The organism is Acidovorax sp. CCYZU-2555 (assembly GCF_018413525.1).
Lineage (GTDB): Bacteria > Pseudomonadota > Gammaproteobacteria > Burkholderiales > Burkholderiaceae_C > Comamonas.
In genome coordinates this window covers 34,784-48,569 of sequence record NZ_JAHCDD010000001.1, presented here as the reverse complement: position 1 = coordinate 48,569, position 13,786 = coordinate 34,784, and the positions used below count along the sequence as shown (strand labels likewise).

At 64.4% G+C, this 13,786-nt stretch carries 11 protein-coding genes and 1 pseudogene; 10 read left to right on the top strand and 2 right to left on the bottom strand.

What is annotated here, in order from left to right:
• The first annotated feature begins 12 nt into the window (after window positions 1–12).
• The 7 genes from lpxB to KHY18_RS00190 all read left to right on the top strand — a co-directional run bounded on the left by lpxB (window position 13) and on the right by KHY18_RS00190 (window position 8,650).
• Entirely contained in the window at window positions 13–1,170 is a 1,158-nt protein-coding gene (lpxB, locus tag KHY18_RS00220; protein ID WP_249728811.1) for a lipid-A-disaccharide synthase, read from the top strand.
• Window positions 1,139–1,771 carry a ribonuclease HII gene (gene rnhB / locus KHY18_RS00215; RefSeq protein ID WP_213293193.1) on the top strand — a complete coding sequence of 211 codons (633 nt, stop codon included), beginning with the start codon at window positions 1,139–1,141 and terminating at the stop codon, window positions 1,769–1,771. Before lpxB ends, rnhB begins: the two co-directional genes overlap by 32 nt.
• A gap of 6 nt (window positions 1,772–1,777) precedes the next feature.
• Complete coding sequence (locus KHY18_RS00210; protein ID WP_213293192.1) at window positions 1,778–2,554, top strand: TrmH family RNA methyltransferase; 777 nt, start codon at window positions 1,778–1,780, stop codon at window positions 2,552–2,554.
• A gap of 545 nt (window positions 2,555–3,099) precedes the next feature.
• Complete coding sequence (gene carA / locus KHY18_RS00205; protein ID WP_213293191.1) at window positions 3,100–4,275, top strand: glutamine-hydrolyzing carbamoyl-phosphate synthase small subunit; 1,176 nt, start codon at window positions 3,100–3,102, stop codon at window positions 4,273–4,275.
• On the top strand, window positions 4,275–7,523 hold the full coding sequence (carB, locus tag KHY18_RS00200) for a carbamoyl-phosphate synthase large subunit (RefSeq protein ID WP_213293190.1): 3,249 nt from the start codon (window positions 4,275–4,277) through the stop codon (window positions 7,521–7,523). Before carA ends, carB begins: the two co-directional genes overlap by 1 nt.
• A 210-nt stretch (window positions 7,524–7,733) precedes the next feature.
• Window positions 7,734–8,210 (top strand): transcription elongation factor GreA, encoded by a 477-nt coding sequence (gene greA / locus KHY18_RS00195; protein WP_213293189.1) that lies wholly within the window; start codon window positions 7,734–7,736, stop codon window positions 8,208–8,210.
• 8 nt (window positions 8,211–8,218) lie between these two features.
• Entirely contained in the window at window positions 8,219–8,650 is a 432-nt protein-coding gene (locus tag KHY18_RS00190; protein ID WP_213293287.1) for a DUF4149 domain-containing protein, read from the top strand.
• 95 nt (window positions 8,651–8,745) lie between these two features.
• Here KHY18_RS00190 and KHY18_RS00185 read toward each other — a convergent pair.
• Together KHY18_RS00185 and KHY18_RS00180 are read right to left on the bottom strand one after the other, a co-directional pair.
• A pseudogene (locus KHY18_RS00185) lies at window positions 8,746–9,495 on the bottom strand (glycosyltransferase); the annotation flags it as partial.
• A 21-nt stretch (window positions 9,496–9,516) separates the two neighbouring features.
• Window positions 9,517–9,993, bottom strand: coding sequence for a YhbY family RNA-binding protein (locus KHY18_RS00180; RefSeq protein WP_213293188.1), 477 nt, complete (start codon window positions 9,991–9,993; stop codon window positions 9,517–9,519).
• A 32-nt stretch (window positions 9,994–10,025) separates the two neighbouring features.
• Here KHY18_RS00180 and KHY18_RS00175 point away from each other — a divergent pair, with 32 nt between their 5' ends.
• The 3 genes from KHY18_RS00175 (at window position 10,026) to folP (ending at window position 13,758) form a co-directional block, all read left to right on the top strand.
• Window positions 10,026–10,679: an RlmE family RNA methyltransferase gene (locus tag KHY18_RS00175; protein WP_213293187.1), complete on the top strand. Its 654-nt coding sequence runs from the start codon at window positions 10,026–10,028 to the stop codon at window positions 10,677–10,679.
• Window positions 10,680–10,864: 185 nt separating this feature from the next.
• Entirely contained in the window at window positions 10,865–12,826 is a 1,962-nt protein-coding gene (gene ftsH / locus KHY18_RS00170) for an ATP-dependent zinc metalloprotease FtsH (protein WP_213293186.1), read from the top strand.
• An 86-nt stretch (window positions 12,827–12,912) separates the two neighbouring features.
• Window positions 12,913–13,758, top strand: a complete 846-nt coding sequence (gene folP, locus KHY18_RS00165) for a dihydropteroate synthase (RefSeq protein WP_213293185.1) — start codon at window positions 12,913–12,915, stop codon at window positions 13,756–13,758.
• The last annotated feature ends 28 nt before the right edge of the window (window positions 13,759–13,786 follow it).

The following is a 13,786-nucleotide window of genomic DNA, read 5'->3' as shown; positions in this document are numbered from 1 at the left end:
CGGGAGCTTCCAATGACTGCAGCGCGTGTGGCGATGGTGGCCGGCGAGACTTCGGGCGACCTGCTGGCCGGCCTGATTCTCGACGGTCTCAAGACCCAGTGGCCGGCGCTGCAAAGCGCGGGCATTGGCGGCCCGCACATGCAGGCGCGCGGTTTCGACGCCTGGTGGGACAGCCAGCGCCTGGCCGTGCATGGCTACAACTGGGAAGTCTTCCGGCGCCTGGCCGAGCTGCTGCGCATTCGCCGGCAACTGCGCGATCGTCTGCTCGCCGATCCGCCCAGCGTGTTCGTCGGCGTCGATGCGCCCGATTTCAACCTCGGGCTCGAAGCCGATCTGCGCGCCAAGGGCGTGAAGACCGTGCATTTCGTCTGCCCGTCGATCTGGGCCTGGCGTGCCAACCGCGTGGAGAAGATCCGCCGTGCGGCCGACCATGTGCTGTGCATTTTTCCGTTCGAGCCCGAGCTGCTCGCCGGCCATGGCATTGCGGCGACCTATGTCGGTCACCCGCTGGCCAGCGTGATTCCGCTAGAGCCCGACCGCCTGGCCGCGCGCCAGCGACTGGGCCTGGCGCCCGATGCGCTGGTGCTGGCCGTGTTGCCCGGCAGCCGGACATCCGAAATTCGTTATATCGCGCCCGCGTTCTTCGCGGCCGCAGCCCTGGTCAGCAAGGCTTTTCCGGCGGTGGAAATCATCGTTCCGGCCGTGCCTTCGCTGATCGACACTGTGCGCCAGGCGGCGCGCGCCGCCGGCGTCGAGGCGCGGATCCGCATTCTGTCGGGTCAGTCGCACGATGCGCTCGCGGCCTGCGACTGCACGCTGATTGCCAGCGGCACGGCCACCCTCGAAGCGGCGCTGTTCAAGCGCCCGATGGTGATCGGCTACCGCATGCAGTCGCTGAGCTGGCGGCTGATGCGCCGCAAGCAGCTCCAGCCCTGGGTCGGCCTGCCCAATATCCTGTGCGGCGAGTTCGTCGTGCCGGAGTTGCTGCAGGACGCGGCCACGCCCGAAGCCCTCGCGGCCGAGGTGTTGCGCTGGCTGCGCGCGCGCGCTGATTCTTCTCCAACCATTGAAGCGCTAGAGCAGCGCTTCACAGCGCTGCACCATCTGCTGCGGCGCGATACCGCCAGATTGGCCGCTGATGCAATCCAGAAAGTTGTCTCTTCCACTTGAACAGGTCTGCTTGCCGTGGCATCCGCCCGGCCTGGTAGCTGGGGTGGATGAGGCGGGGCGTGGTCCTCTGGCCGGCCCCGTGGTGGCGGCCGCCGTGATTCTCGATGACCTGAACCCGATCGCGGGCCTGGCCGATTCCAAGAAGCTCACGGCCGCGCGCCGCGAAGCGCTGTTCGACGAAATCCGCGCGAAGGCGCTGTGCTGCTCCATTGCCGAAGCCAGCGTGCAGGAAATCGACGAACTCAATATCCTGCAGGCGACCATGCTGGCCATGCGCCGCGCCGTCATGGGGCTGCGCCTCAAGCCGGTGCTCGTGCTGGTCGACGGCAACCGCATTCCGGTTCTCGACATGCACGCCGAAGCCATCGTCAAGGGCGATGCGCTGGTCAAGGCGATTTCCGCGGCGTCGATTCTCGCCAAGGTGCACCGCGACCGCTGGTGCGAGCGCCTGGACGCGCAATATCCCGCGTACGGCTTTGCGGGCCACAAGGGCTATGGCACGCCCGCCCATCTGACGGCGTTGCAGGCGCATGGCGCCTGTCCCGAGCACCGTCGTTCCTTTTCTCCCGTGGCCCAGGTGCTGGCGCCCTCATTTTTCTGAACGGCCATGACTTCACCTGTGACCCCCATCCATTCGCGTGACAACGCCTTCGTCAAGGAGCTGCGCAAGCTCTCCCACGACAGCACGGCCTACCGCAAGCAGGGCCAGGTCTGGCTCGAAGGCGACCATCTGTGCCGCGCTGCGCTGGCGCGTGGTCTGCGCCCCAAGGTCGCGGTGTTCGCCGAATCGTTCTGGCCGCAGGCGCCCGCCGAATGGGTGCAGGCCGCCGACAAGGTGGTGGTGCTGGCCGATGCGCTGTTCGCCGACATCAGCGGCCTCGAGTCGCCGGCGCGCATGGGCTATCTGCTCGAATGGCTGCCGGGCCAGACGCCCCAGCCGGGCCTGGCGACCGTGGTGCTGGACCGCGTGCAGGACGCGGGCAATGTGGGTTCCATCCTGCGCAGCGCCGCGGCTTTCGGTTTCCTGCAGGTGGTCGCGCTCAAGGGCACGGCCGCGCTGTGGAGCCAGAAAGTCTTGCGCGCGGGCATGGGCGCGCATTTCGGCCTGCATCTGGTCGAGTCTGTCGATGTCGAAGCGCTGGACGCGCTGCAGGTGCCGCTGATCGTCACCAGCTCGCACCAGGGCAAGCTGATCCAGCACACAGAACTTCCCTGGCCTTGCGCCTGGGCCATGGGCCATGAAGGGCAGGGCGTGGGCCCTGCCGTCGAAGCGCGCGCGGCGCTGCAGGTGCGCATTGGCCAGCCCGGCGGCGAGGAGTCGCTCAATGTGGCGGCCGCAGCCGCGATCTGTCTGCATGCGAGTGCGCTGAGCGCGGCCGGCTAGGCGCGGCCGGCTAGGCGCGGCCGGCTAGGCGCGGGACTGTAGGGCAGGCCGTTCATGGTTCGACGGGTCCGCCCAGGCAGGCTCACCACGAACGGTTTTCCCCGTTCGCCCTGAGCGGGGTAAGCGAGGCGAAGCCTTGCAATGCGTTTGAAGGAAACAGAGCCAGGCAAGGCCTAAAAATCCCGTTCGTCCTGAGCTTGCCTCGCCGGCCGCGTCGAAGGATGAATGGGCGCGCTGGCCGAGGATGGAGACGCCCTTCGACAAGCTCAGGGCGAACGGCCATTAGTTATTCGTTTTAAAGACGTAACGGACGTTGGCAAGGCGCATTGCAAACGCGCGCAACGGGCGCCTATAGGTCTCCTGCGCTCTCGGGTAATCCCCGGCCCGGCCACGGGCCTGTCATGGCACACGGCTATAATGGGCGGCTTTCAAGCATTCCACATCTACGCCTAGCGCCGCTTCGAGCCTTCCCCCGCAACACAAGCTATAGCCAGACTCACGTCTAGGCTCGCTGGGCGTAACCGTAATTAGAACCGGAGAACCCAGTGCTTTTGTCTCTCAAGGGATCCTTCCCCCCAGCCATCCTGGCGCTCGCAGACGGCACGGTCTTTATCGGCAACTCGATCGGTGCAGTCGGCACCACCGTCGGCGAAGTGGTGTTCAACACCGCGATCACCGGCTACCAAGAAATCCTCACCGACCCAAGCTATTGCCAGCAGATCGTGACCCTCACGTATCCGCATATTGGCAACTATGGTGTCAACGCCGAGGACATCGAGGCTGAAAAAGTCCACGCCGCAGGTTTGATCATCAAGGATCTGCCGCTGCTGGCAAGCAACTTTCGCTTGACCCACACCTTGCCCCAGTACCTGGTGCGCGAGAACACCGTCGCCATCGCCAACATCGATACCCGCAAGCTCACGCGCCTGCTGCGCGACAAGGGTGCGCAAAACGGTGCGATCGTCGGCCTGGCCGAAGGCGAAAGCGTGACGCCCGAGCGCATCGCCGCCGCACTGGCAGCCGCCAAGGCCGCGCCGTCGATGAAGGGCCTGGACCTCGCCAAGGTGGTGTCCACGACCAAGACCTACACCTGGGACCAGACCGAATGGCAACTGGGACAGGGCTATGGTCAGCAGACCGCGCCGCGCTTCCACGTCGTTGCCTATGACTTCGGTGTCAAGCTCAACATCCTGCGCATGCTCGCCGAACGCGGCTGCAAGCTCACGGTGGTGCCGGCCCAGACTTCGGCCGCCGACGTGCTGGCACTCCATCCCGATGGCGTGTTCCTGTCGAACGGCCCTGGCGATCCACAGCCTTGCGACTACGCCATCCAGGCGACCAAGGAGCTGATCGAGGCCGGCGTGCCCACGTTCGGCATTTGCCTGGGCCACCAGATCATGGCCCTGGCTTCGGGCGCGACCACGTTCAAGATGGCCAACAGCCACCATGGCGCGAACCACCCGGTCAAGGACCTCGACACCGGCCGCGTGAGCATCACCAGCCAGAACCACGGCTTCGCGGTCGAAATGGAATCGCTGCCGGCCAACCTGCGCCCCACGCACGTGAGCCTGTTCGACGGCACGCTGCAAGGCCTGGAGCGCACCGACAAGCCCGCGTTCTGCTTCCAGGGTCACCCCGAAGCGTCGCCCGGCCCGCACGACATCGCGTACATGTTTGACCGCTTCACGGCATTGATGGCCAAGGCCCAGGAGAATAAATAATGCCAAAGCGCACAGACCTCAAAAGCATTCTGATCATCGGCGCCGGCCCCATCGTCATCGGCCAGGCCTGCGAGTTCGACTACTCCGGCGTGCAAGCCTGCAAGGCGCTGCGTGAAGAGGGTTACAAGGTCATCCTGATCAACAGCAACCCCGCGACGATCATGACCGACCCGGCCACGGCCGACGTCACCTACATCGAGCCCATCACCTGGCAGACGGTCGAGAAGATCATCGCCAAGGAGCGTCCCGACGCCATCCTGCCTACCATGGGTGGCCAGACCGCGCTGAACTGCGCGCTCGACCTGTGGCGCAACGGCGTGCTCGACAAGTACAAGGTCGAGCTGATCGGCGCCACGCCCGAAGCCATCGACAAGGCCGAAGACCGCCTGAAGTTCAAGGACGCCATGACCAAGATCGGTCTGGGCTCCGCGCGCTCGGGCATCGCCCACACGATGGACGAAGCCTGGGTCGTGCAAAAGCAGATGGGCTTCCCCACCGTGATCCGCCCCAGCTTCACGCTGGGCGGCACGGGTGGCGGCATCGCCTACAACCCCGAAGAATTCGAGACCATCTGCAAGCGCGGCCTCGAAGCTTCGCCGACCAACGAGCTGCTGATCGAAGAATCGCTGCTCGGCTGGAAAGAGTACGAGATGGAAGTGGTGCGCGACAAGGCGGACAACTGCATCATCATCTGCTCGATCGAGAATCTGGACCCGATGGGCGTGCACACCGGCGACTCGATCACCGTCGCGCCCGCACAGACGCTGACCGACAAGGAATACCAGATCATGCGCAATGCCTCGCTGGCAGTGCTGCGTGAAATCGGTGTCGACACCGGGGGCTCGAACGTGCAGTTCTCGGTGAACCCCGCCGACGGCCGCATGATCGTCATCGAAATGAACCCGCGCGTGTCGCGTTCGTCGGCGCTCGCCTCCAAGGCCACGGGCTTCCCCATCGCCAAGGTCGCGGCCAAGCTGGCCGTGGGCTATACGCTCGACGAACTGAAGAACGACATCACGGGCGGCGCTACGCCCGCGTCGTTCGAGCCTTCGATCGACTACGTGGTCACGAAGATACCGCGTTTCGCGTTCGAGAAGTTCCCCACGGCAGACAACCGCCTGACGACGCAGATGAAGTCGGTCGGTGAAGTCATGGCCATAGGCCGTACCTTCCAGGAATCGTTCCAGAAGGCGCTGCGCGGCCTCGAAGTCGGCGTCGACGGCATGAACGAGAAGACCCAGGACCGCGAGACCCTGGAAAAGGAACTGGGCGAACCCGGTCCCGACCGCATCTGGTACGTGGGCGATGCCTTCGCCATGGGCCTGTCGGTCGACGAAGTGTTCAACCTGACCAAGATCGACCGCTGGTTCCTGGTGCAGATCGAGCAGATCGTGAAGATCGAACTCGAACTCGACGAAGTCTACGCCGCCAAGGGCGAAGGCGCGCTGGCCGCGATCGACGCCGCCACGCTGCGCACGCTCAAGCAAAAGGGCTTCTCCGACCGCCGCCTGGCCAAGCTGCTGCACACCACGGAACATGTGGTGCGCGCCGCGCGCCACGCGCACAACATCCGTCCGGTGTACAAGCGCGTCGACACCTGCGCCGGCGAGTTCGCCACCGACACGGCCTACATGTACTCGACGTATGACGAAGAGTGCGAAGCCGCGCCCACCGACAAGAAGAAGATCATGGTGCTCGGCGGCGGTCCCAACCGCATCGGCCAGGGCATCGAGTTCGACTACTGCTGCGTGCATGCCGCGCTCGCCATGCGCGAAGACGGCTATGAAACCATCATGGTCAACTGCAACCCCGAAACCGTGTCCACCGACTACGACACTTCGGACCGCCTGTACTTCGAGTCGCTGACGCTCGAAGACGTGCTCGAGATCGTCGCTGTCGAGAAGCCCGCTGGCGTGATCGTGCAGTACGGCGGCCAGACGCCCTTGAAGCTCGCCCTGGGCCTCGAGGAAGCCGGCGTGCCCATCATCGGCACCACCCCCGACATGATCGACGCGGCCGAAGACCGCGAGCGTTTCCAGCAGATGCTGCACACGCTGGGCCTGCGCCAGCCGCCGAACGCCACCGCGCGCACCGATGCCGAAGCGCTTGAAAAGGCTGCCACGCTGGGTTACCCGCTGGTCGTGCGTCCCAGCTACGTGCTGGGCGGCCGCGCGATGGAAATCGTGCACGAGCAGCGCGACCTCGAGCGCTACATGCGCGAAGCCGTGAAGGTCAGCCATGACTCGCCCGTGCTGCTGGACCACTTCCTGTCGAACGCCATCGAATGCGATGTCGACTGCATTCGCGACGTCGAAGGCAAGGTCTTCATCGGCGGCGTGATGGAACACATCGAGCAGGCCGGCGTGCACTCGGGCGACTCCGCCTGTTCGCTGCCGCCTTACTACCTGGCCAAGGACACGATCGAGGAAATCAAGCGCCAGACCGCGGCCATGGCCGAAGGCCTGAACGTGGTGGGCCTGATGAACGTGCAGTTCGCGATCCAGGAGCGTGACGGCAAGGACGTGATCTACGTGCTTGAAGTCAATCCGCGCGCCTCGCGTACCGTGCCTTTCGTTTCCAAGGCCACGGGCATCCAGCTGGCCAAGGTCGCCGCACGCTGCATGGTCGGCCAGACGCTGGCGTCGCAGGGCATCACCAAGGAAGTGACTCCGCCTTACTTCAGCGTCAAGGAAGCCGTGTTCCCGTTCGTCAAGTTCCCCGGCGTGGACACCATCCTCGGCCCCGAAATGAAGTCGACCGGCGAAGTCATGGGCGTGGGAAAGACCTTCGGCGAAGCCTTCGTCAAGAGCCAGCTGGGCGCGGGCACGCTGCTGCCCCAGTCGGGCCGTGTGTTCCTCACCGTGAAGAACAACGACAAGGCGCGCGCCGTGAACATCGCGCGTGAACTGGCCGCCATGGGCTTCGAGCTGGTGGCGACCAAGGGCACGGCCGCGGCGATCGCCGAAGCCGGCATCGCGGTGCAAGTGGTCAACAAGGTCACCGAAGGCCGTCCGCACATCGTCGACATGATCAAGATGGGCGACATCGCCATGGTGATCAACACCGTCGAAGAGCGCCGCAATGCGATCGCCGACTCGCGCGCCATCCGTACCAGCTCGCTGCTGGCACGCGTGACCACCTTCACCACCATCTTCGGCGCCGAAGCGGCCGTGGAAGGCATGAAGAGCATGAACAACCTGGAGGTCTATTCCGTCCAGGAGCTGCATGCCCAACTGGCCCAGGCTTGAACGCCAGGCCGGGTTATACCGGGTGAATGCCGCGCCAATCGCGGCATAATGACCCCATGACCAGAAACCGCCGCGCGGCAACGTGCGGCGGTTTGCTTTTGGGGGCAGCGATCGCTCCCAGGCAACGCAGCCCCGTGTCCCGGGCATCCGCTGGTTTTTTTATGAATTGCCGCGCCCGGCGCGGAACATGCTGAACGTGGAGATTCAACAATGAACACCATCCCTATTACCAAGCGCGGTGCGGAAAAACTCAAGACCGAGCTGCACCGTCTGAAGACCGTGGAGCGCCCCAGCGTGATCCAGGCGATCGCCGAAGCGCGCGCCCAGGGCGACCTGAGCGAAAACGCCGAATACGAAGCCGCCAAGGACCGCCAGGGCTTCATCGAAGGCCGCATCCTCGAAGTCGAAGGCAAGCTCTCGGCCGCGCAGATCATCGACCCCACCGCCGTTGACGCGGGCGGCCGCGTGGTGTTCGGCGCCACCGTCGACCTCGAAGACGAGAAGACCGGCGACAGCGTGACTTACCAGATCGTGGGCGAGGACGAAGCCGATCTGAAGCAAGGCCTGATCAACATCTCCAGCCCGATCGCGCGCGCGCTGATCGGCAAGGAAGAGGGCGACACCGCCGAAGTCCAGGCCCCGGGCGGCCTGCGCCGCTACGAAGTGGTGGCGGTGCGCTACCTCTGAGCCAGGCGATGGCGAAATTCGCTTCCCAGCTCGCCGAGCGCCTGCCGGCGCTTGCCGCCGCGCTGTGGTGGGGCGGGCTGAGCGTCGTCGGCTTCATCGTCGTGCCGCTGCTGTTCGCCCATCTGCCTTCGCCGTCGATGGCGGGGCGCATGGCGGCCACGCTGTTCACGGCCCAGACCTGGGTGTCGGTGGCCTGCACCGCCTTGCTGCTGGTGCTGGCCAAGCGCCGCCACGCCGAGGCCGAAGAGCCCTGGGCGCGCGATGTGCTGGTCTGGGTGATCGTCGGCATGCTGCTGGCACTGCTGGTGCAGTTCGGCGTCTCGCCGCGCATCGTGGCCAGGCAGGATCTGAAGCTGTGGCACAGCGTCGGCACGCTGATGTATGCGGTGCAATGGCTTTGCGCCTTGCGGGTCTTATGGCGTACCTGCGCACAGCGCTGAAGGCGGCGACGCGCCGGCGCGTCGGCACAAAAAAAAGGCGGTTCCAAGGAACCGCCTTTTTTGTCTGCCAGGGCGCAGGGCGCCCGCAAGAATCCCTCGTGCCAGTAGTCGGCAACCCAGGTCGCGGGCAAGATGTACCGAAAGCGCCGGTTGCGCCGGCCGGCCAGGGCGTCGGGCGGATTGCATTCGCCATGGAAAATCACCACGCGCGCGCCTGCGGGCACGAATGGCGCTTTCCAGTAGTTCGTCGGCCAGGCCGGAATGCCGTGGTACTTGAAGCTCGGGCACCATTCGCTGGGCCAGTACTGCAGCTTGCCCTGGCGGTGCAGGAAGTCGGACAGATAGGCCTGCTCGTTGCGGAACTGCTTGCGGATTTCCTCGAAGTGGCTGCGGAAGTACGCGAGCACGTCGGGGTGCGCACCCAGCTCCCAGCGGTACACGGACGAATTGCCCGTGATTCGCCAAGGGCGCTTGTAGTCGTGGATGATCAGGAACTCGCCCGGCTGCGTGAAGAACTCGTCGAGCGGGCCGGTGACGACCACGTCCACGTCGAGAAACAGCGCCGTGCCGCGCAGACCATGGAGGTCGGGCGTGAAGGTGGCGAGCTTGGTCCAGCCGCGCTCGGGCAGGCCTGCAGGCAGGTCCAGCGAGGGAATCGGCAGGCACTCGACCTCGGCGCGAATCCCCTTGCTGTCATCGGTCAGGCAGATAAAGCGAAAATCACCTTGCAGATTGCGCCGCACCATGGCGTAGAGCCGGTTGACGTATTCAGGGCCGTATTTCGTGCCCCACTTCATGCAGATGACATGGCGCTCGCGCGCTGGAATATTCGAAATGGCGTTCATGGGCAGCGCAACAACAAGACTTTAGTCGCCTTGTTGGCGTTTTTTGACAGACTTTTGCTTCACTTTGGCGCGTTTGACCATGCCGCCTGCGGTCAGGCGCTGGTTGCCCAGCACGCGCAGTTGCTTGACTTCGGGGCGCTGGCCGCCGCGCGAGCTGAACTTGAGCACCTTGACGTCGCGCGGGCCGGCCATGCGGTCCTCATCGACGGTCTTTTCCTTTTCGGGAATCGGGCGCCACAGCACCAGCAGCTTGCCGATGTGCTGGATCGGTGCGGCGCTGAGTTCTTCGGCGAGTTGTTGATAGACCTGGTCGCGTGCGGCGCGATCGTCATTGAAGACGCGGACCTTGATCAGACCGTGCGCATTGAGCGCCGCGTCGATCTCTTTTTGCACGGCGGGCGTGAGGCCGTCGCCACCGATCATGACCACGGGGTCGAGATGGTGGGCGTTGGCGCGGTGTTCCCGGCGCTCGGCGGGAGTCAATTGAATTTGGGGCATGGCCCGTATTATCTAGGCAGGACGTAATCAGTATGAAAACCAAGACCAAAAGCAAGAAGGTCAATAAGGCATGGCTCAACGACCATGTCAACGATACCTATGTCAAGCTCGCCAAAATTGAGGGCTTTCGCGCCCGTGCGGCCTACAAGCTCAAGGAGATCGACGAGCAGCTGGGGCTGATCCGTCCCGGCGATTTCGTGGTCGATCTGGGCTGCACGCCCGGGGCCTGGAGCCAGTACGTACGCCGCAAGCTGTCGCCCAAGGGCGCGGCGGTGGGCGAGCTCAACGGCCGCATCATCGGCCTGGACCTGCTGCACATGGAGCCCATCGAGGGCGTGCACTTCCTTCAGGGCGATTTCCGCGAGGAGTCGGTGCTGGCCGAACTCGAGGCCTTGCTCGAAGGCAAGAAGGTCAATGTGGTGGTGTCCGATATGGCACCAAATTTGTCGGGTAATGACGCGACCGACGCCGCGCGCATCGCGTTGCTGGTCGAGTTGGCCGTCGATTTCACCAAGCAGCACATGAAGCCCGAGGGCGCGCTGGTGGTGAAGCTGTTCCACGGCAGCGGCTACAGCGAGCTGGTGGAGCTGTTCAAGCAGACGTTCAAGACCGTCAAGCCGATCAAGCCCAAGTCCTCGCGTGTCAAGTCGTCGGAAACCTTTCTGGTCGGCATGGGTCTGAAGTAGGCGCAATGCCCGATCCGCGCAGTCTCGCAGCCCCGCATTTGCCCAGGGAATACCCTCGAATGCCCTGCGCGTCTGCGCGACATCAAGGGAATTAAGGGTGCATCGCCTTGAAGCACCTAAAATGGTCCCCAAATAAGCCATGAAGATTTCGTGACTCTTTCTCTGCATTCCATCTGGAGCCCCGCTTGAACAATCAGTGGTTTTCAAAAATTGCCGTGTGGCTGGTCATCGCCATGGTGCTGTTTACGGTGTTCAAACAATTTGACACCCGTACCAGCGCTGCGTCCGGTCACATCGGCTATTCCGAATTTCTGGAAGAAGTTCGCAACAACCGCATCAAGAGTGCGACCATCCAGGAAGGACAGGGCGGCACCGAGATCGTCGCTGTCGCGGCGGACGGCTCCAAGCTGCGCACGACGGCCACCTACCTGGACCGCGGTCTGGTGGGCGACCTGATCGCCAATAACGTCAAGTTCGACGTCAAGCCACGCGAAGAAGGTTCACTCCTGATGTCGCTGCTTGTGAGCTGGGGCCCCATGCTGCTGTTGATCGGCGTGTGGGTGTACTTCATGCGTCAGATGCAAGGCGGCGGCAAGGGCGGCGCATTCAGCTTCGGCAAGAGCAAGGCGCGCATGCTCGACGAGAACAACAACACCGTGACGTTCGCCGATGTCGCCGGTTGCGACGAAGCCAAGGAAGAAGTCAAGGAAGTCGTCGACTTCCTGAAGGACCCGAGCAAGTTCCAGAAGCTCGGCGGCCGCATTCCGCGCGGTCTGCTGCTGGTCGGCCCTCCGGGTACCGGCAAGACCCTGCTGGCCAAGTCGATCGCCGGCGAAGCCAAGGTGCCGTTCTTCAGCATCTCGGGTTCCGACTTCGTTGAAATGTTCGTCGGCGTGGGCGCGGCCCGCGTGCGCGACATGTTCGACAACGCCAAGAAGAACGCTCCCTGCATCATCTTCATCGATGAAATCGACGCGGTCGGTCGCCAGCGTGGCGCGGGCGTGGGCGGCGGCAATGACGAGCGCGAACAGACTCTGAACCAGATGCTGGTCGAGATGGACGGCTTCGAGACCAACATGGGCGTGATCGTGGTGGCTGCCACCAACCGCCCCGACATTCTCGATGCGGCGCTGCTGCGTCCCGGTCGCTTCGACCGCCAGGTCTATGTGACGCTGCCCGACATCCGTGGCCGCGAGCAGATCCTCAACGTGCACATGCGCAAGATTCCCGTGAGCCAGGACGTGAACCCCGGCATCATCGCCCGCGGCACGCCCGGCATGTCGGGTGCCGATCTGGCCAACCTGTGCAACGAAGCCGCGCTGATGGCCGCGCGCCGCAATGCGCGCACCGTTGAAATGCAGGACTTCGAGAAGGCCAAGGACAAGATCATCATGGGCCCCGAGCGCAAGTCCATGGTCATGCCCGAGGAAGAGCGCCGCAACACGGCCTACCACGAAGCCGGCCATGCCCTGATCGGCAAGCTGCTGCCCAAGTGCGATCCCGTGCACAAGGTCACGATCATTCCGCGCGGCCGTGCGCTGGGCGTGACCATGAGCTTGCCCGAGAAGGATCGCTACTCCTTCGACAAGGAGTTCATGCTCAACCAGATCGCGATGCTTTTTGGTGGCCGTATTGCCGAAGAAGTGTTCATGCACCAGATGACCACGGGCGCGAGCAACGACTTCGAGCGTGCGACGCAGATCGCGCGCGACATGGTCACGCGCTACGGCATGACCGAAGCGCTGGGCCCCATGGTCTATGCGGAAAACGAAGGCGAAGTGTTCCTGGGCCGCTCGGTGACCAAGACCAACAACGTCAGCGAACAGACCATGCAGAAGGTCGACGAGGAAGTGCGCCGCATCATCGATGAGCAGTACCACCTCGCACGCAAGCTGATCGAAGACAACAGCGACAAGATGCACGCCATGGCCAAGGCCATGCTCGAATGGGAAACCATCGATGCCGATCAACTCGACGACATCATGGCCGGCCGTGCACCACGTCCGCCCAAGGACTGGACGCCACGCATTCCTCCGTCGGGCGGCGACGATGCCAGCGGCGGTACACCTGCCGTGAAGGCGGATGCAGCGGCTGCGCCTGGCGCAGATGCGGCACCGGCGGCACCTGCGGCGCCCAACGCCGCCTGACGCCTCGGGTAGCAACAGCACGACAGCGGGGCCTACGGGCCCCGCTTTCTATTGGGTAATGACTTTTTGAATTCGGAACAGTGACCATGCAGCAATGGCAGACCAGCCGCTTCCTGTTGGACCTCGAGCGTCCGCAGGTGATGGGCATCGTCAACGTGACGCCCGATTCCTTCTCGGACGGCGGGGCGCACTACAGCCTCGCGCCCGCGCTTGCGCACTGCGAGCAGCTGCTCAAGGACGGCGCCGACATGCTCGACATCGGCGGTGAATCCACGCGCCCGGGCAGTCCGGCCGTAGGGCTGGAGGACGAGCTCGCGCGCGTGCTGCCGCTGGTGCGCGAAGCCGTGAAGCTGGGCGTGCCGATCTCGGTGGACACCTACAAACCTGAAGTGATGCAGGCCGTGCTCGATCTGGGCGCTGACATCATCAACGACATATGGGCGCTGCGCCAGCCGGGCGCGGCCGCCGTGGTTTCCGGGCATGCGCAATGCGGCGTGTGCCTGATGCACATGCACAGCGTGCCGCAGAGCATGCACCGTGAGCACATGCAGGGCGACGCCGTGGTCCAGGTGCGCGACTTCCTCGCGGCCGCAGCGCAGGCTTTGGAAGCGCAGGGCGTGGCGCGCGCGCGCATCGTGCTCGACGCGGGTACGGGTTTCGGCAAGACCGTGGCGCAGAACTTCGCGCTGCTCGCGCGCGAGCCCGAGCTGGCCGCACTGGGCTACCCGCTGCTGGCGGGCTGGTCGCGCAAAGGTTCGCTGGGCCAGGTCACGGGTCTGCCCGTCGACGAGCGCATGGTTCCCAGCGTCGCCGCGGCGCTGCTGTCGGTGGAGCGCGGCGCGCGCATTGTGCGCGTACATGATGTACGTGACACCGTGATGGCGCTCAGGGTCTGGCAGGCGATGAACGACAATGCTGCCTGGGCTGGCTGACCCCCGGCTTTAATTCAATTGAGAGACA